The sequence below is a fragment of the uncultured Brachyspira sp. genome, from assembly GCF_944393015.1.
In the GTDB taxonomy this organism is placed as follows: Bacteria; Spirochaetota; Brachyspiria; order Brachyspirales; family Brachyspiraceae; genus Brachyspira.
Window position 1 is genome coordinate 7,744 of the sequence record NZ_CALXYQ010000111.1, and the last position, 22,832, is coordinate 30,575.

A 22,832-nucleotide genomic window follows, 5' to 3' on the forward strand; every position below is an offset into this window, starting at 1 on the left:
CTTGCATACCATAAAGTATTCATACAAATTTATTTTATATTAGTATAAAAACTCATCAATTTTTATAAAGCTATCCATTAATACAAAATAAGAATTATAACATACAAAAGACTTTTATTTTTAATAAATTACTATACTTAAAAAAAGAATATATAATTTTAATAAAATTGCAAAACATTTATATAAAATTAGAGTCTATAAGTAATAACCTATAGACTCTATTTAATAAGGAGAACAATCAAACTATTTAGAAATTATCCTCTGGACTGCTTATCTTTCCATGCTTTAATAGTTTTTTCAATCTCATCTCTTGAATATGAAGTATTTTTAACTATATCTTCAGGTTTCCAACCCTGTTTATACATCTTAATTATAAGCTCTTCTTTCTTACTATCTATTTTAGTTGTTTTTTTAGAAGTAGATTTAGAACCTTTATCAGATATATATTTACCAGCATTATCAAGTAAAGTTTCCAAATATCTTACAAAATATTCAGCTCTTTCTAAATTCTTAACTATGCTCTTATCATAATCATCATATTGATTTCTCATACGAACAAGATTTTCTCCCTGATCTTGTATAGCTTGTATTATATCATCAAGTTCTTCTAATTTAGAAATAAATAGCTGAACTTTCTTGTCATTCTTATCTATCTTAGCCATATCTCTTTCTAGAGAATAAATCTTATCCATAAAGTTCTTTCTAGTATCTTCAACTTCTACCATAGCTTCTTTTATGCTATCAACTCTTTCCAATATAGTTTCAGTTTCTACCTCTGCTTTTCTTATTTGCTGTAATATATCATCTGCATACTCTTCTTTATCTTTAATAAATGAAAGTTTATTTTCTATTTGAGATGCTATATCTATAACAACCTGTATTCCTTCTTCAGTATGCTCTAAAATAGCATTATTTTCTGCTATATTAACGAATCTCTCTTGAATCTCACCAGACATTTCCATTAACATATTTACTTTTTCCTGAGTATCTTTCAAGCTGTTTTTTTCTTTTCTAAGGCTTTCAGCATAACCTAATATTTCCTGATGCATTTTCTTTAAGTTATCAAACTCAGATATAGTCTTATTCATTTCAATTGTTGCAGCTTTAGTATCTTCAACCAAAGTATTCAATTTAGAAACATCAGTTTTTATAGACTCTGCCATTTCTTTAGCATTATCAAATACTTTTACAGTATTCATATACTTTTCTATATCTTTAGCTATATTATCTATTTTTGATTTCATAGATTCATACTCTAAAGAAATATCATTAGTTTTTACATCAAGCATCTTGTCAATAGATTCAGCTGCATCATTTAATTTTAATTTTAACTCATCTGTTCTATTTTCAAAATCTTTAAGTATAACATTTGTTTTTTCATCATAGCTTAAGTTAATGCTTTCAAGTCTTGCATCTATCTCAGAAGAATATTTAGTGATATCTTCTTCTAGGGCAGAAACAATATCTTTCATATTAGTTATTCTCTGATCATATTCATCTAAATTATCAGTATGAGCTTTAATTATCTCATCTTTAGCTTTCTGTATATGTTCCTTAGCATCATTCATTAAAAGAGATAATGTTTGTTCTAAATTAGAATTAAGTCTAGCTATATATTTTTCATATTTTTCATTAGCTGATTCTTCTATAGTTTGAACATTTTCTTCTATAATGCTGTTTGCTTCTTCTATTCTCTCATTAACAGCTTCAGATATAGAATCTTTTAATGCTGTCAATGATTCTGAAAGTCCTTCATAATGTGCTTTTAATGCTTCAAACTCTGAATCTTTCTCTTCTAATAAAGTATCCATTCTATTAGAAATATTTTCTATAATAGAATCAAATTCAGTTACTTTATTTTCTATAGTAGATTTAGCATTATTAGATAACTCTTCCAATCTAGAATTGAATTTATCTCCCTGAAGTTCTATATCTTGAGAGTATTCATTGATTTTCTCTTGTAATTCTAATGCTTTCTCTTCAATTATATCTTTTAATTTTTCTACTGAAGGAGCAAATTCATTCTGTAAATTATTCATTTGTTCTTCAACAGCTTCAAGTTTTTCCTTATTGTTTTCAACAGCAGTTAAGAACTCATCTTTTATATTTAAAGCTTGTTTCAAATCAGCAACAACATCTTCAACAGAAGTGCTTATTTGAAGTTTAGTATCATCTAATTGAGCATATAAAGATTCTATTCTTTCATTGTATTCTTTATAAGCTTCTTCAAATAATTTTGAGAAATCTTCATGATTTTTCTCTTGTCTGTCTGTATAGAATTTTTCAGTAGTTAAGTACATATCTTTTAATTTAGCAACTTCATCATCATGTAAAGATTTTATCTCGTCAACCGCTTTTTCACCTTCCATATTTACAGACATTTTTAATTCGCTGATAAACTCTTCCTGATATGTATCTATTTTCTTTCTAAATTCTGTGATATTATCTTCAAGCTCTTTATTCATCTTATTGAATGCATCTGTTATCTTGTTGTTAATATCATTTTCAATGCCTTCTATAGCACTTCTAACATCAGAGAATTTCTCAAATTTCTTCATTTCATTATTAATGAAATTCTGAACTGTATTAGTTATATGAGGTGCCAAATCATTAGTTTCTTTTATTACAGATTCATTAAATGAAGCAACTAAATTATTAACATCTTCTCTAGCTTTAGCCAAAGCATTATTATTTTCTGCTGTCATTCTATCAGACAATGAATTAATATATTCTTCGGCTTCTTTTACTTTACTGCTGAATGCTGCTTCTTTTTCAGCTATCTTAGCTGAAGCCATCTCTGCTGCTTCAGATACAGCACTTGTTAAGCTCTCAAGTTTATTTTTTATATTTATATCAGAGTTTTTAACCATATCCATAAGAGCTTCTCTCTCTCTGCGAACAGTTTCTACTTCCTGAGATATATGTTTTTGAGACTGACTTAACATTCTAAGTTCATTTTCTTGTTCTTTAATATTAGCTTTCATTGTATTTATTAAAGAATTTATATCATTTTCAGCTTCATCTATTTTATTGATTATGCCTTGTACTTTATTATTCTCTAATAAATCAATTTGTTCTTTAGCATTTTCTACTTTCTCATTTAAATCTATAAGTATATTTTCAGCATCACCTCTTAAATTATCTACCTCTTTAATTATAGCATCTTTGTAGAATTCTTTTATTCTATCAGCTGAAGCATAAGCATCTTCAAAATGAACTATTCTAGCTTCTATGCGTTTTCTAAACTCATCATTAGATTCTTCAAATACTTTTATGATATCATCTCTGAATGAGTCTGTAAGATATCTTAAATCAGTATCTATAGAATCATTTTGTATGCTTTCGAACATTTCGGCAACTTGTCTTCTCTCATCTTCAATCATAGCAGCAACATCATCTCTGCTTATAGTGTCAAATGAGATTTGGTTCTTCAAAGCTTCTATACTATCAATGATATTGATTTTCTCATTATTTAACATAGTCATAGTTTCATCTTGTTCTTTTATAAGCTCAACTATGGATTTTCTGAAATCAATAAACTCATTTACAAGTCTATCTCTGTCGCCTTCTATTGTGTTTAAAGCCTCACCAGAATATATTGTTCCGCTTTCATATTTAAGTTTAATATCATCTATTTCGGCCATCAATCTATCTCTTTCAGCCTGTAAAGCCTCTGCCAAATCTTTGATATTAGCTATTCTGTCATTAAACTCATTTCTGAAGCTAAGCATCTCATTAGATAAATTTTCTTTATATCTCTTGATGCTTTCAGAGAAATCCTGCTCTAATATTTGGAAATCATCTCTAATCTTAGCTCCATACTGCTGAGCCATATTAGCCAAATCATTATTAGTAGGAACAGAACCCAATATTTCATCTTTTAAAGATGCAAATTCATCTCTAAGTTCTTCTTTCAAATTCTCTTTCTCATCTACAAATATCTGACTTACATTTTCTAAAGTAGGCATTTCACTAAGTATATCTTCTTTCATACCTAATAACTTAGCTTCAACTTCATCTTGCTCTTTAGAAAGAACTTCAGCAACTGCTTCAACAGTAGAGTAGTTTTCCTCTATATTTTTTCTAAATGATTCTAATGTTTCATTTATTCTAGCTCTTTCTTCTTCTATCAATTTTTCTACATAAGAAGTATCAACTTTTCCTGCTTCAATATTTTCAGCAACTTCTACTTTTTTATTTTCAATAGAAGAACTTATTTCCTGTTTATAACTATCTATAAGTTTTTCTATTTCTTCTTTTGATACAGAAGTATCTTTTATATTATTAATCTCTTTTCTTATCTCTTCAAATGAAGATTCTAAATCTGATTTTTCAACATCTAAAAGATTATTCAAATTATTCATATAATCTTTTTTTAGTGCTTCAAATCTCTCTTCAGCAGATATATACTCAACTCTTACAGCTGATTTGAAATGATCAAGCTCATCTATTAATTTTGCTTTTTCTTCTTCAAACATCTTAGCAAAATTCTGATTATTTAGCTGATTATCAAGAAGTTCATTTTTAAACTCCTCAAATTCATTTATTATATCCGCTTTCTCAGATACGAAAAGTTCTGCAAGCTCATCCATATTAGGAACAGCATTTATTATTTTGTTTTTAAACTCTTCAAAATCATTCAAAAGCTCTGAGTCTTTATTTGATATTTCTTCAGTTATTTTATTTTTAAACTCTTCAAAGTCATTCAAAAGCTCTGAATCTTTATTTGATACTTCCTCAGTAATTCTATCATAAACCTCTTTTCTCAAACCATTTATAGTATCAAGAAGTTCTTTTTTATCTTTAGCTAATTCATTAGAAAGTTTCAAAGTATTAGTATTAAGCTCATTATTTATCTTGCTTATATAAGATTCTAGAGCTTTTATTTTTAAATCTACTCCTTTGCTAGAACTGTTAATATCATTTTTGATAGAACTTATATTGTTCTCTATATAATCTAAAGTATCTTTCTCTTCTGCTTTTAAACTATTTTTAAGATTGATAACTTTAGATTGTACTTTATCTTCATAATCATCTAATATAGAATCTAATTTTTCTTTGTATAAAGCTAAATCAGAACCTAAAGTATCTTGATTGTACTCTAAATCTTTAATTCTATCATCAAATGTATTTATTTGTAATTCTATATTTGAAATACCTTCTTCTAATTTAGAATCAAAGTCATTTTGAAGTTCCAACTGTTTATTATAGATATCTTCTTTCAATGCTTCTATCATAGATTTGATTTCAGAATAATCAACATTATCAGAAGCTATATCTTTAACATTATCTAATGTATCTGTTATAGCCTCAAGATTAGAAGATTTCCAATTATCCAAATCATTTTGCATATTTTCTATTTTATCTTTAAACTCTGCAAATGAATCATTGAATTGTGATTCTAAACCTTGTTTTAATACATCAAAATTATCTGCTATTACATTTCCATATAATTCTACTAATTTTTCTTCACTAGACCAAGCATCTTCAAAGAACTCAATTCTTTTTTCTATTCTATCTTTAAACTCTTTAGTATCTTTTTCTATATTAGAAACTAAATCATTCTTTATAGATACTATACCATCATTAAAGTTATTAAAGATATCATATAGCTTAGTTTCTAAATTAGCTATTTCTTCTCTGCTTATATAAGCTTCAGGTAAAGAATACATTATACTATTTATGTATTTATAAATTTCTTCTCTGTTTTCTGATATCTTATCTTCTAATTTACTGAAACTAGATAATTGAGGTATAACAGTTTCTTTAAATGATTCTAAACTTTCATGTAACTGTTTGAAATCCTCATAAATAGCATCGATATCATTCTCATTGTTGGCATTATTAGAATTATTCATATCTGATATGCTAGATTTCAATTCTTCAAGTTCATCAGAAAGTCTCATAACTTCATCGATTAAACTGCTATTATCACCTTTTAATTGATCTTTAACAAGATGTAACTCTTTTTCCAAATCTTCTATTTTTGAGAAATCATCTTTAATAGAATTAAATGATTCTTCTAATCTGTTTCTCTCCTCAATTAAATCATCATAGTTGTTGCTATTTCTTATAGAAGAAATTTCATCTTTAAATCCGTCTATAGCATCTGCTATAAGTGACTTATACTCAGAGAAAGAAGATTCTAAATTAGCAATACTATCTTCGTTATTACTTATTTTAGCACTTAAAGTTTCAAATACATCATCTATAACAGACTGTATACGAGATTTTTCGCTATCAATTACAGAAGGAGCTTCCTGAACAACTACTTCATTAGAATTTAATATTCCATCTTTCAATGAAGCAAAAGTAGCTTTCAAGGCATCAATCTCTTTCCATAACAATTCTTTCTCATTTATATAATATTGAAGTATATTATTCTTATCTAATACTGCCTCTTTTATATCATCTATAGATTTATCAAAGTCTTTAGTGAGACTTGAATATTTACTATCTATTTCTTCTTTTACTTTATTTATTTCATCAATAAGAGAAACTTTAACATTTTCTATATCTTCCAATATATTAGTTACAGAAGAAATTTTCTCGCTGTATTCACCAAAGAGCGATAATATATGTTCATTGTTAGAAACAAAATCACTTATTTGAGTTTTGAATCTTTCATCTATATTAGATTTGAAATCCTCAAATTCTGAAGATAATTTATTTATAGAAGCATACAATTCTTCTTTTTCTAAATCTATTCTATCAGAAAGATCTTTAGCTTTACTTTCTAATTGAGTATTAACTTCTGATAATGAAGTTTCTATACCATTTAATTTTTCAGATATATCTTTTAAATTATCATAGTTAACATTCTCTTTAAACTCATTATAAAGACCTAATAACTCGTTTTTAATATCTTCAAGTGAAGAAGAATTATTATTCTTAAGCTCTGTTTCATAAGCTGATATTCTGCTTACTATCTCTTCTTCTTTATTAGCTATAAGATCATTTATCTGAACTTCTAAATTATCTATAACATCTCTTAATTTAGAATCAGAATCTTCTATCATTTTAGATACAGCGTTATTGATGCTTTGATTCAAATTATTAAATGAATCATTTACCATAATATCTAAATTATATTTATTTTTCTCAAGCTCTTCTAGTCTTTCTTTTATATCAGCTTCTACTTTAGAAGAATATTCACTTAAATATTCATCTATATAGCCTTTATTAGTATCAACTCTAGCTTTTTCTATTTCTATTCTCAAGCTGTTTGAATACTCATCTAAAGCGTTTTTATTATTCTCATAAACAGAGTCTAACATTCTAGAATAATTTTCATAATTTGAAATTATATTTCTTCCAATCTCTTCCAAATTTCTCATTATAGATTCATTTTCTTCCAATCTATAAGATTCTATATTCTTCAATTCATCTTGATATTTATCCACTGCTTCAGATATCATATCATTAAATTTGCTAACATCAGAAGTTAATTTATTTTCAAAATCAGCAATTCTTTCATTAACAGAAGAAAGTTTTTCTTCAAGACGAGTATTTATTTCACTTTCTTTGCCTAATATTTCTTCTTTGATAGAAGATATCATTTTGGCAATAATACCGTTTTTCTTATCTTTAGAACTTTCTATAAAGTTATCAATATTTTCTTTAGCCTCTTTCAACTGCTCTAAAAGAAGAGATAAATTACCATCTTTCCAAGCAGATAGGCTGCTTTCCATTTCATTTACCTGATTTTGTACATTAGAAAGTATTTCAGATTTCAAATCATCAACTTCAGGTCTTAAAGCATTTTCATAAAGTTTTAAAGCCTTATTAGGATCAGACCAAGTATCTTCAAAATAACTTATTCTCTTATCCATTAAATCTTTAAAGTCTTTATTGCCTGCTTCAAGCTCATCATATAAAGAATATAATTTTTCTCTGTCATCATCAAATAGATCTCTAGAAACTGTATTATCTTCTAATATATCTATTTTTTCTTCTAAAGCATATTTGAATTCAGAAACTTCATCAAATAATTTATCAACATCATTTCTTAAGTTAGAATCTATGCCGTCTAAATTACTTTTCAAATTATAAACTTCACTTTCTAAATCATAAAGTCTTTCAAACTCTTCTCTGAAAGAATTAAATGCATCTTCCAATCTAGCTTTCTCAGATTCTAAAGCCTCAATAGAATCATTATTCTTTAACTCATCTAATTCATATCTGAATGCTTCCATATTTTCTAATATAGAATTCTTCTCTTCATATATAGTATTTTTGAACTCTTCTATATTAGCATTAGAATTGTCTAATTTAGATACTATATCATTAGTGAATGAATTAAATAACTCTTCAAACTTTTCTCTTTCTTTATTGAATAATTCAGGTATATCATTTCTATTAGCTTTCAATACATCATCTTTGAAAATAATGAAATCATCTCTCAATTTTTGAATCTGCTCATTATTCAATACAGCACTTTCTATATAAGCAAACTTGTCATCGAAAGATTTTCTCAAATTATCATATCTTTCATTAACGTTTGTAATTCTATCATCTAGCTTTTCATTCAAATCTCTGATTTTATCTTCGAGTCTGTATATATAATTTTGATTGCTTTCTAAATCATATATTTTCTTCTCTAAAGTTTCATATCTGTCAGCAAAATGAAGAAGTTTAGTATCTATTTTACCATAGAAGTCTTTAACTTTATCTTCAATCTTATAGATATAATTGTTTCCATAAATTACATCATCTGCTTTTTTCTCTATATCCTGTAAAGTTTTGAATACTCTATTATCTGAAGCTTCTTCAAATTTAGTCATAGATTCATTAAATCTTGCTTCTAAATCATCAAAAGAAGATTTTAACATATTATCCAAATCATTTTTAGCATCATTCAATATGTTTATCTTATCAGATACTTGAGATTCTAATTTTTCTGCGTATCCTTTCAAATACTCATCAATATATTCTCTCTCACTAGATAAGTGTCTTTCTTCTGTTTCTTCTCTTGATTTTTCTATCTCATCTTTAATAGAATTAGAATAATCTTTCAATGAATTAAGAGAATTATTATAAACTTCTTCTATGAGTTTAGAATAATTTTCATAAGAAGATCTTATCTCTTTTCCTACATTATCAATATCATCTAAGATCTTATTATTTTCATCTAATCTATAATGCTCAATATTTTTTATCTCTTCATCATATTTAGCTACTGCTTCATTTAGCATATTATAAAGATTTTCTACATTAGAGCTTATATCATCATTCAATTTAGAATCAATAATAGATAATCTGCTTTCTATATCTTGTACTTTATTATCCAAGATTTCGTACATAGATTTTTCTTTTTCTTCTAGAGATTGATACATGTTTCTTGCTCTATCATCTAAAGTTTGATACATACTCTTTTCTTTATCATCTAAAGTCTGATACATGTTCTTTTCTTTTTCATCTAGAATCTGATACATGCTATTTTCTTTTTCATCTATTCTAGATAAAAGATTATCTACTAATTCTTTTCCTTTTATCTCTGAATCATTCAAATAATTAGATATGCTTTCTCTAGCTTCGCCTAATTGTTTAACTAATTCATCAACAGTATTTTCTTTCCAATTAGATATATCACTGTCTATAGATTCTACTTTGTTTTTCAAGTAGTTTATAGAATTCTCAAATTTGATCTCATTATCATTTCTTATATTATCTAACTGTTCTCTTATATCAGTTGAGAAAATGTTTTTTAATCTACTGCTGTCTGCCCAAGTATCCTCAAAATAAGCAACGCGTTTCTCTAATCTATATCTGAACTCTTTATTATCTTCTTTTATTTGATTGAAAAGATCATTCAATTTTTCTTTTTCTTGAGTAAATAACTTATCTATATTTTCATTATTTTCATCTCTTGATACTAACTCATCTTTAATAGAAGATAATTTACTTTCTAATTCCTCTTTCTCATTTGAAATAAGAGTTTCTAATTCAGAAGATTTATTGATACTGTCTTCTATTTGTGATTTGACATCATCAATTCTTGAATTTAATTTTCCTACATTATCAGTAAGAGTATTTAATTCTATAGAATATTCGTCTAAATCTCTAACTATATCGTCTTTTATTCTCTCTTCAAAATCAGATAATCTGCTAGATAAAGCCTTAACTTCATCTTTTAATAATACATCAACATCAGACATATTTTCTTTCAATTGATATAAATTACTTTCTAAATTTTCTAATTTAGCAAAATCTGCTTTTATAGCATTGAAAGAATCTTCCAAAGCTTTCTTTTCTAAAGCTAACTGTTCTACTGTATTATCTTTCTTAACAGATTCTAACTCAACCTCTAAATTATCCATTTTTTCTAATAAATCTAATTTATCAGAAACAATGGCATCTTTTAATTTATTAACTTCATCATCAGTTATATCAACTCTTTCAACAACAGCACTTGCGAACTCTTCAAATATATGCTCTATCTCTTTTTTCTTATTCTCAAATAAATCAGGAACATCTTCATTATCAAATTTCAATGATGATTCTTTGAAGGATTCAAAATCATTCTTCAAATTTTCAAATCTTTCAATTATTGAATTTCTCTCATCATTATGTAATGAAATCAATTCATCTCTGTCTATTATAGAATTCTTTATAATATCAATAGCCTCATCAAAATCAGAGCTTAAAGCCTCATATTTGTCTTTTAGATTAGAAGTTTCATTGTCTAATTTTTCATTAACAGAATGTATTCTCTCATCTAAAGCTGACATATATTTTTTGAATAATACAGACTCTGTTTCTTTCTCTAATTTATCAATAGCTTCTAAAATTTTATTGCTTGTTTCTTCTTCAAATCTTACTACAGCATCATTAAAGCTATTTTCTAAATTATCAAAAGATTCTTTTACCATATTATCCAATTGTTCTTTGGCTTCAGTAAGCATATTTACTTTTTCTGATATCTCATTATTCAATTTATCAGAATATTCTTTTAGATAATTATCTATGTAGTTTTTCTCATTATTCAAATGCTTAGACTCAGATTCTTCTCTTGCCTTTTCAATTTCTTCTTTTACTAGGTTAGAGTAGTCAGTCAAAGAATTTAAAGAATTATTATAAGTTTCATTTATCAAATTAGAATAATGATCATAATTAGATTTTATATCATCAATAAGCTTTTTATAATCTTCCAATACTTTATTGTTTTCATCTGTTCTGTAATTTTCTATATTTTTTATCTCTTCATTATATCTAGCTCTAGCTTCATCAAGCATATTATATAGATTATTTAAATTACCGCTTATCTCATTATTAAGTTTAGAATCTGTATCAGATAGTCTGCTTTCTATATCAGCTATCTTCTCATCTAATTTGTTATAGATATGAGATTCTTTTTCTTCTATTTTTGATAAAATATCAGATAATAATTTTTCAGCTTTAACATCTGAATTATCTATATAGCTAGCAATATTATTTTTAGCTTCCTCTAATTGAGTTAATAACTCATTGATTCTTTCATCTTTCCAGCTTAATATATCGCTGTCCATAGAATCTATTCTTGACTGAAGCTCATTTAAATACTCATCTTTAAATGATTCTAAATCAGCATTTATAGATGCCATCTTAGCATTTATATCATTAATATGCTCATCTTTCCAAACAGCAATATCATCATTCATAGAATCCATTTTTTCTTTCAACTCATTTAAAGAGTTTTCAAATTTTAATTCTGTGTATGATTTAACATTTTCTATTTCATCTCTTATATCAGAAGAGAATAAACCTCTTATTCTAGAACTGTCTGACCAAGAATCTTCAAAATATTCTATACGCTTTTCAAGTCTTTCTCTAAACTCAATATTATCATTTCTAACTTTATCGAAAAGACCCTCTAATTTTTGAAGCTCATCATTAAACAATGACTCTATATTATCATTCTTTCCAGATACAGAAAGTAAATTATCTTTTATTGCTGACAATTTATTTTCTAATTCTTCTTTGTCTTTTAATATATTGTTTTCTATCTCAGAAGCTCTATTCAAAGAATCCTGCATATTAGATTTTATAGATTCTATATACTCATTCAATGTACTTACATTATTACTGAGCATACCTAAATCATTTGAATAATCTTCTAAATCTCTGGAAACATCTTCTCTGATCTTAGAATCAAGTTCATCTACTTTTGAAACTAGATTTTTAACTTCATCTTTTAGATTTATATCAACATCAGCCATATCATCTCTTAATTGATACAAATTATTTTCAAGATCTTCTAATTTAGAGAAACTATCTTTTATAGAATTGAATGATTCTTCCAAAGCATTCTTTTCTAAAGTCAATTTATTGATAGTATCATCATCTCTCAAAGAATATAACTCTTTTTTCAAATTATCTATTCTATCCAATATATAAGATTTATCTTCATATATTATATCTTTAATATAGTTGATATCGCTTTCTGAATTGTTTACTCTATCTAATAATACTGCACTAAATTCTTCGAAAGCATTTTCGATTCTTTGTTTCTCTTCATCAAATAGAGCAGGGATAGAATCATTAGTAGTTTTTGTTATATCATCTTTGAAACTTTCAAATTCTTTCTTAAGATCATTTAGTTTTGAAACTAGCAAATCTTTATCAGCAGAACTAACTTCTAATAATTCATTTCTCTCTATTATTGAATCTTTTAATACTTCTAATGAAGAATCAAAATCTTTACTCAAAGATTCATATTTCTCAACTATAGTATTAATATCATCATAAATAGTACTGCTCAATGAAGCTATATCAGAATCGATTTTTTCTTTAACATTTGATACATCACCGTCTATTCTTTCATTAATTTTAGATACTTCATCTTCTATCTTTTTATAAATAATACCTAATTGTTCTGTTAGATAAATGCTGTATTCATTTTTATCAAATATAACTGTTTTAGCATCTTTTTCTAATTTTTTAATAACTTCTAAAACTTTACTATTAGATTCTTTTTCGAATTTATGTATAGCATCTTGAACATTTGCCTCTAATTTATGGAATGATTTTCTTACTAATCTATCTAAACTATCTTTAGCAGTATTGAAACTATCAATTTTTTCTGATACTTTATTATCTAATTGATCAGAATAGTTTTTCAAATACTCATCTATATAATTTTTCTCATTATTCAAATGCTTAGCTTCTGATTCTTCTCTTGATTTTTCTATTTCAGCTTTAACTGAATTAGAGTAATCTGTCAAAGAATTAACAGAATTATTATAAGCTTCATTTATCAAATTAGAGTAATGCTCATAACCATTTTTGATATCTTCAATAAGTTTTTTAGAATCCTCTAATAATTTATCAGATTCTACAGCTCTATAATTTTCGATATTTTTTATCTCTTCATTATATTTAGCCATAGCATCATTAATCATATTATTAAGATTATCTAAATTTACTGCTATATCATCATTAAGTTTTGAATTTGCTTCTGATAATCTATTTTCTATATCTGCTATTTTCTCATCTAACTTACTATAAATATTATTTTCTCTTTCTTCAATTTTAGATAAAACTTCAGTAACAAGTTTATTCTTTTTGTCTTCAGTAGTATCTAAATAAGCAGATATATCCTCTTTAGCACTTTCTAACTGTGCCAATAGATCATTAATATTATTTTCTTTCCAAACAGATATATCATCATTTATATTATCTATTTTCTTATTCAAATCATTTAGATAATTTTCAAATTTGATTTCAGTTTCTTTCTTGATCTCTTCTAACTCATTTCTCATTTCAGAAGCATATAAACTTCTTATCTTTGTACTATCTGACCAAGTATCTTCAAAATAAGTTATGCGTTTTTCTAATCTATCTCTGAATTCTATATTTCCATTATGAACTTTATCAAATAATTCTTCTAATTTAGAAACTTCCTCATTAAATAATGTTTCTATAGTTTCGCTTCTTTCAGTCATTGAAAGTAAATTGTTCTTTATTGCTGATAATTTATTTTCTAACTCTTCTTTATTCTTCAATAAAGTGTCTTCTAATTCTGAAGATTTATTTATAGAATTAATTATATCATTTTTAATATCATCTATATCAGCATTAACATTATTAAATCCTGAAAGTAATTCTTTTTCTACATTTTCTCTATCTTCTTTTACAACATTTTCCAAATTGTCAAATCTAGAAGATAAACTGGATACTTCATTAAGTCCTGAAGCTAATTCTTTTTCTATGTTTTCTCTATCTTCTTTTATAGCATTTTCTAAATTTTCAAATCTAGAAGATAAACTAGATACCTCATCTTTTAAAGTTACATCAGCATCTTCCATATTATCTCTTAATTCATACAAATGTTTCTCTAAATCTTCCAACTTAGCAAAATCATTTTTTATTGAATTAAATGACTGTTCCAATGCTTCTTTTTCTGCACTTAATTGAGTAAATACATCATCTTCTTTTAATGAATCTATATCAGCTTTCAAATTATCTATTTGTTCTAATAGAGTAAGTTTGTCCTCAGAAATAACATCTTTAATGTAATTGATATCGCTTTCTGAAATATTTACTCTCTCTAATAGATTATTTGTAAACTCTTCAAATGCATTTTCAATTCTTTCTTTTTCTTCCTCAAATAAAGCAGGTATATCATCTTTATTTGCAGCTAATACTTCATCTTTAAAACTATCAAACTCATTTTTAAGTTCATCTATTCTTTCTGATAAAAGTTCTTTTTCAGAATTGTGAAGCTCTATAAGTTCATCTCTATCTAAAATAGAACTCTTAATCAAATCTAATGTTTCTTCAAAGTCTATATTCAATGCATCATATCTCTTTTTAATATCTGATATTTCACCGTCAAATTTAGAAGATACATTATATATTTCATTATCTATTTTGCTGTTTATAGAAGCTAAATGATCTTCTAATTCTTTCATATATTCTTTATAATCGAACAATCTGTCTGACGCTTCTGCCTCTAATTTTCCTATTACTGCATTTAATTTCTTATCAGCATTCTCATTTATTTTAGCTATAGCATCATTTAAATTATCATTTAATGTAGCAAACGAATCTCTCATCATATCATCTAATTGATTCTTGCTTTCATTTAATATATTTATCCTATCTGCTATTTGACTTTCTAATTTATCAGAATAATCTTTCAAATATTCATCTATATAATTTTTATCTATATTGTTATTGTATACTGTTTCTTTTCTAGCATCTTCTATTTCAGCTTTTATTCTATTAGTATATTCTGATAAAGAAGCTAAAGAATCTTTATAAGCAGAATTTATCAATTTAGAATAATAATCATATCCTGATTTTATATCATCTAAAAGTTTATTTCCTTCTTCGACTCTATAATGCTCAATATTTTGAATATCATCATTATATTTAATTATAGCATTATTAACTATTTCTTTTACTTCTTCCAATTTATTAGCTGTGTCATTAGATACTTTGCTATCTAAAACTGATAATTTGTCTTCTATATCAGCTATTTTAGAATCTATTTTGTTATATATAGCATTCTCTTTTTCTTCTATTTTAGAAAGTAGATCAGAAATTAATTCTTCTTTTCTATCTTCTGTTGACTCTAAATAACTTGTTATATTATTTTTAGCCAATTCCAACTCTGAAAGAAGTTCATTAATTTTTCCATCTTTCCAGCTTGATATATTTTCATCAATAGTTTCTACTCTATTAACTAAATCACTCAAATAATTTTCAAATTTTAATTCAGTTTCTTTCTTAACTTCTTCTAATTCATTTCTCATTTCAGCAGCATATAAACTTCTGATTTTAACATTATCTGACCAAGTATCCTCGAAATACTCTATACGTTTAACTAATCGGTCTCTGAATTCTATGCTGTCATTTTTGAAATTATCAAATAGATTTTCTAACTTTTTCACCTCATCATTAAATAAAGCATCTGAAACTTTATTATTAGATGATATTGACATCAAATTTTCTTTTATAGAAAATAATCTATTTTCTAATACTTCTTTATCTCTTAATATATTATTTTCTAATTCTGATGATTTCTTTATAGAATCATTTATTGCATTTCTAATTACATTAATATCAGAATTCAAATCTACTATATTATCGCTTAAATTATCAACATTTTCTTTGATTTTATCTTCAAAAGAATTAAATTTATCAGCTAAACTTTTAACTTCATCTTTTAAGTCTAAATCAACATTACTCATGCTGTCCTTTAATTCAGATAAATGCTTTTCCAATCCTTCTAATCTTGAGAAATCATTTTTTATAGAATTAAATGAATCTTCTAAAGCCTGTTTATCTAAAGTTAATTGAGTTATAGTATCATTTTCTTTTAGAGTATCAATTTCTGATTGCAAATTATCCATTTTTTCTAATAATGAAATCTTATCTTCAGAAATTACATCTTTTATGTAGTTAATATCTCTTTCAGAATCATTTATTCTATCAAATAAAGTATTAGTCAAATCTTCAAATGCTTTTTCTATTCTTTCTTTTTCCTCATCAAATAGAGCAGGTACATCCTCTTTGTTTGCAGCTAATACCTCATCTTTGAAACTTTCAAACTCATTTTTAAGTTCATCTATTCTTTCTGATAAAAGTTCTTTTTCAGAAGTTTGAAGTTCTATAAGTTCATCTCTATCAAGTATAGAGCTTTTTACCATATCCAATGATTCTTCAAAATCAATAGTCAATTCTTTATATTTGTTTTTCAAATCAGATATATCATTATCAAATTTTGAAGATACATTATATATTTCATTATCTATTTTTGCATTAATAGCCCTTAAATTATCTTCTAATTCAGATAGATAAGTTTTATAGCTGAAGAATCTTTCAGATGCATCTTTCTCTAATTTTTCAATAGTACTATTGATTTTAGAATCAGCTTCCTGATTGAATCTTGATATAGCATCATTCAAATTAACATTAAGAGTATTGAATGACTCTTTTATCATGTCATCTAATTTATTTTTGCTGTCGTTTAATATATTAATTTTCTCATTAACTTTATCATCTAATTTAGCAGAATAATCTTTCAAATACTGATCTATATAATTTTTCTCATTATTTACATGTTTATTTTCAGCTTCTTTTCTAGCTTTTTCTATATCAGCTTTTATTCTGTTAGTGTAATCAGCCAAAGATGATAGAGAATCTTTATATGTAGTATTTATAAGTTTAGAATAATAATCATATCCTGATTGTATATCATCTAATAATTTAGTATTTTCTTCAGCTCTATGATGTTCAATATTTCTAATCTCTTCATCATATTTATTTATAGCCTTATTTACTATATTTTCTACTTCTTCCAATCCTCTTGCTATATCATCAGATACTTTTCCATCAACCATAGATAATCTATTTTCTATATCTTCTATTTTAGCATCTATTCTGTTGTAGATAGAATTTTCTTTATCCTCTATTTTTGCAAGTATATCAGAAAGGAATTCCTCTTTTTTTCCTTCAGAAGATTCTAAATAATTATTGATACTTTCTTTAGCATTCTCTAACTGTTCCAATAGATCATTGATACGTCCGTCTTTCCAGCTGGATATATCTTTATCTATAGAATCAATTTTTTCTTTTAAATTGTTAATGTACTCATCTCTCCAAGCAGAAGCATCATTATTAACAGCTTCTATTTGAGATTTCAAATCATTAACATAATTTTCTAATTTTATATCTGCTTCAGATTTTATAGCCTCTAATTCATCTCTTAAATCAGATGCATAAAGACTTCTAATTCTTCCACTGTCGGACCAAGTATCTTCAAAATAATCAATACGTTTTTCTAATCTGTTTCTAAACTCTGCATTATCTGTTTTTAAATTACTAAATAAATCATCTAATTTTTTAACTTCATCAGCAAATAAAGTTTCTATATTTTCATTTTTGCTTAATGCTTCTAAAATATTTTCTCTTATAGAGACAAACTCATTCTCTAATTCAGAAGATTTATTTATAGAGTCTTTTAAATTATCTCTAATTTCATCTATATTGAAAGACAAATTATCGAATCTTTCATCAGCAACTGCCTTATTCTCAAATTCTTCAAATCTATCAGATAAGATTTTTATATCATCTTTGAAATTCAAATCTATATCTTCAACATTACCTTTTAATTGAGTCAAAGCAGTTTCTAAATCAGCTAATTTACCGAAATCAGCTTTAATGCTATTGAAAGAATCCTCTAATGATTGTTTATCCAAAGCTAATTGTGCTATAGTATTATCTTCTTTTATGGATTCTATATCTCTTTTTATGTTATCGATTTTGTCTAAGAATACATTTCTATTTTCTATTATAACATCTTTAACATAATTCATATCATTTTCAGAATTATTCATTCTTTCTAAAATGCTAGATGTAAAATCTTCAAATGCTCTTTCAATTTTCTGTTTTTCTTCTTCAAATAGAGTAGGTATATCTTCCTCATTTGCTTTTAAAAGCTCATCTTTGAAAGAATCAAATTCCGTTTTCAAAGTATCAATCTGTTCAGCTAGCATTTCTTTTTCAGAATTCTGTAATTCTATAAGCTCATCTCTATCAAATATAGAAGCTTTTATAGTATCTAATGCCTCATCAAAATCATTACTCAAATCTTTATATTTTCCTTTAACATCAGATATTTCATTATCTAATTTTGTAGAAATATTATAAAGCTCATTATCTATTTTAACACTTATAGCTCTTAATTGTTCTTCCAATTCAGACATATACTTCTGTTCATTACGCAATCTTTCAGAAGCCTCTTCTTCTAATCTGCTAACAACAGAATGTATTTGATTATTAGCTTCTTCATTGAATTTGCTTATAACATCATTCAAGTTAGTATTAAGAGAATCAAAAGACTCTTTTACCATATCATCTAATTGAGCCTTACTTTCTGTTAAGATATTCAATTTATCATTAACTCTTGATTCAATTTTTTCTGAATAGTCTAACAAATAATCATCTATATAATTTTTCTCATTAGTTACATGTTTTTCCTCAGATTCAGCTCTAGCTCTTTCTATCTCTTTTTTGATATTATCAAGATGAACTTCTAATTCAGATACAGCATCTTCATATATTTTATCTATCATAATAGAATATTCTTCATAATCTTCTCTTATGCTGTTGCCCAAATCTTCCATATCAGATATTATATTTTCAGTTTCAGTTTCTCTATGATGTTCAATTCTTTTTATTTCTTCATCATATTTTGCAACAGACTCATTTATTCTATTATGTATTTCTTCTAAACTATTGCCTATAGCTTTGTTTAGTTTTTCATCTATAGAAGAAAGTTTATTTTCAGCTTCTAAAATTTTCTCATCTATACGAGAATAAATTTCATTTTCTTTCTTCTCTATATCATTAACCATATCAATAAGGAATTGATTTTTCTTTCCTTCTGAAGTATTGATAAATTCTTCTATTCCTCTCTTAGCTTCATCTAACTGAGAAAGCAAAATATTTAAATTACCGTTCTTCCAATCATATATATCCTGTTCTATTAACTGCATTTTTTGCTTCAAGTCAGCAATATGATTGTCATATTTAATATCAGCTTCTTTTCTTATATTTTCAACTTCTTCTCTTATATCAGAAGCATATATAGCTTTGATTTTTGTGTTATCAGACCACATGTCTTCAAAATAAGTTATGCGTTTTTCTAATCTGTCTTTAAAGCTTTCATTGTTGGAAGTAAGATTTTCAAATATAGAATCTAATCTGCTTTTTTCTTTATTAAGCATCTCTTCTATTTCATCTTTATTAAAGAAAGAAGACATATCTTTTCTTACAGCTTCAAAATTATTATTAAGAGATTCTAAATCTCTATATAAGCCATTAGAGTCCTTTTCTATTCTTTCCTCTAAATTATTTTTTAAATCTCTTAATTTATCTGATAAGTCTTTAACATCATCTTTTAATCCGCTATCTATACCTTCCATTCTGTTTTTAAGAGTAACAAAATCATTTTCTAAATCAATTATTTTATCAAAATCATCTCTTAAAGCAGTTAATGAATTTTCAAGAACAGCTTTTTCTTCAGATAAAACAGTAACTGTATTATCATCTTTTATATCATCAACATCCTTTCTTAAAAGCTCTATTTGTGATATTAAATGACTTCTTTCTTCAGATAAAACATCTTTAATATAGTGTATATCGCTTTCATTGTCTGTGAGTCTCATAAGTAAATTTCTACTGAACTCATCAAACATATTTTCTATTCTTTCTTTTTCTTCATCAAATAATGCAGGTATTTCTACTTCATTAGTTCTAAGCATTTGATCTTTGAAAAGTTCAAATTCTTCTTTTATATCCTCTATTTGATTTTTCAAGAAATCTTTTTCACTGTTTTGAAGCTCAATCAATTCATCTCTGTCAATTATAGAAGATTTTATATTGTCTATTATATTATTGAAGTTTTCATTAGTGTCAGATAAATGAGAATTTAACTCATTGATCTGTTCTAATAAAGTTTCTTTAATGTTTTCTATAGTATTGCTTAAATCATTGATCTGTTCTAATCTATTATTATGATCATCTAATATAGCAAGCACATTTTCATTATTAGAAATTAATTTATCGGCTTCTTCTCTTAATCTATCATCAACATTATCTTTTAATGATATAAGCTCATTTCTCAAGTCTTCCAATGTTAAGCCAAGACTATCTCTAACTTCTGCTGCTGTATTAGATATAACTTTATTAGCATGTCTTTTGATTTTAGAAATATACTGCAATAATTTTTTATTGTTGGCTTTTCTTATTTTAGCTAATATCTTAGAGAATCCGCTGTATAAAGTATTAAACGAGCTATTCAATTCTTCATTTAAGCGATTAACTTCTTCATCTATTTTTGAAGATGCTTTATTCAAATATTCATCTATATAATTAGCTTCATTAGCAAGATGTTTAGCTTCAGATTCTTCTCTCGCTTTTTCTATTTCATCTTTTAAATTATTGGCATAATCATTTAAAGAGCCTTTTTCTTTATTATAGAAGTCTTCAAGAAGATTAGTATACTGTTCATAATCATTTCTTATGCTAGCACCAATATTTTCTATATCCTGAATGATATTCTGTTTTTCTTCAAGTCTGTATGTTTCTATTTCTTTTATTTCATCTTGATATTTGTTTATAGAATTATCTATTAACTCTCTAAGCTCATCCAATTTTTTAGATGCATTCTCTTCTACGCCGGCAAATATATCGCTGCTCTTTCTATCTATTTCTTCTTTCTTATAAGTTATATAAGAATCTATTTCTGATGCTTTAGAATCGATGATAGACTGCATATTATTAGCATTATCAATTATTTCATTGATTCTTTCTCCTAAATTTTCTATACGAATTTTATATTCATCACTCATTAAAGATGCATGATGTTTTAATTCTTCATAATCATCTTTCAAATTATTAGAATATTTTTCAAGCATAGCATTGTATTCTGCACTTATAGCATTCAAATCAGCTCTTCTTTCATCTAATACCCCGTCTATTTTCTTATCTAGTGAATTATATTTATCCTCAATATCAGACATTAATGCTTTTTCTTTATCTTCAGCATTTTCATATACTTTATTTATAGTGCGTTCAAAAGTATCTCTGCCGTTTTCTACTCTATGCATTATATCTTCAATTTCATCTTTTATTTTGTTCATACTATCTCTTTTTTCATTCAAAAGAGTATCAAATGCATCTGTAGCCTGACGAAGCTCATTATGAAGCATATCAACAACTTCTTTTTTGCTTTCTTCATTAAATTTAACATTTTCATTTATTGCTAAATCCATTTTGTTTTTGAACTCATCTATAGAGTTTTCTATATTGCTGATTAACTCATCATGTCTTTTTTCACTTTCATCTACCTGATTTATAACAGAATCAATACTGTCAGTTATAGCTTTCATTTTTGTTTGTTCATAATCATCTAAAACATTTTTCAAATGAGATTTCAAACTTTCTATGTAAGCATCACTGTACTGTGAAATTTCTTTCTTTATATCATCTATTTTTTCTTCAGTATCTTTTATTCCTGTATCTAATTTTTCATTAGCTCTGCTCACTAAACCATTGATTTCAACTGAAGATTGCTCTAATATCTCTAAACGTTTTTCTAGGTTTTCTTTTAAATTATATTCTGTATTCTTACTTAAAGTATCTATATCAGAAGAAGCTTTATCATATTGTTCTTTCAAACTTGATAATTTTTCATCAATAGCAGTTAAATCAGAAGAAGTATTTCTTATGTATGAATCAATATTTTCCTCTAATTCACTTTTTACAGAAGAAAATAATTTCTCTATTTCATTAACTCTGTCATTAGCCTGTGCTTCTAAATCTTTATATAAATATTCTTTTTGTAGATTTAATGAATCAAGTATTTCTTCTTGTTTATTATTAAGTATAGATATTATTTCAGAAGTTTGATAATGAGTTTCATCTATTTTATCTTTTAAAAGATTAGTTTCTGTTTCAACATCGTTTCTAAGCTCATTGATTTCAGCTATTAAAGAACTTCTTGCTTTATCTATAGAATATTCCATATCATCTTGAGCTCTAGTTAATATATCATCTTTTAATTTATCTATATCATTAACTATATCCTCAAATCTGCTTTCAGCTTTAAGCATAGTTTCTTCGCTCATACCATCTATAGATATAATTAAATCATTAAGTTCTTTAGTTTTATTTCTGTAAAGAGTTATTACTCCGTCATCTTCATTTTCAAGTACATTTCTTATATGATTAGAGAAATTTTCTACTTCAGCTATGAATCTGTTGTTTATATCATCTTTTAATACAGAGAATTCACTTTCTAATTGATGAGCTTTTTCAGCATAATCTTTGCTTATATAATC

General features: G+C 25.8%; 1 protein-coding gene. It reads right to left on the reverse strand.

The window, feature by feature from the left end; all coding sequences use genetic code 11:
* Positions 1-254 precede the first annotated feature (254 nt).
* A partial coding sequence (locus Q0K19_RS15375; protein ID WP_297249512.1) for a hypothetical protein occupies positions 255-22,832 on the reverse strand: 22,578 nt, incomplete at its 5' end.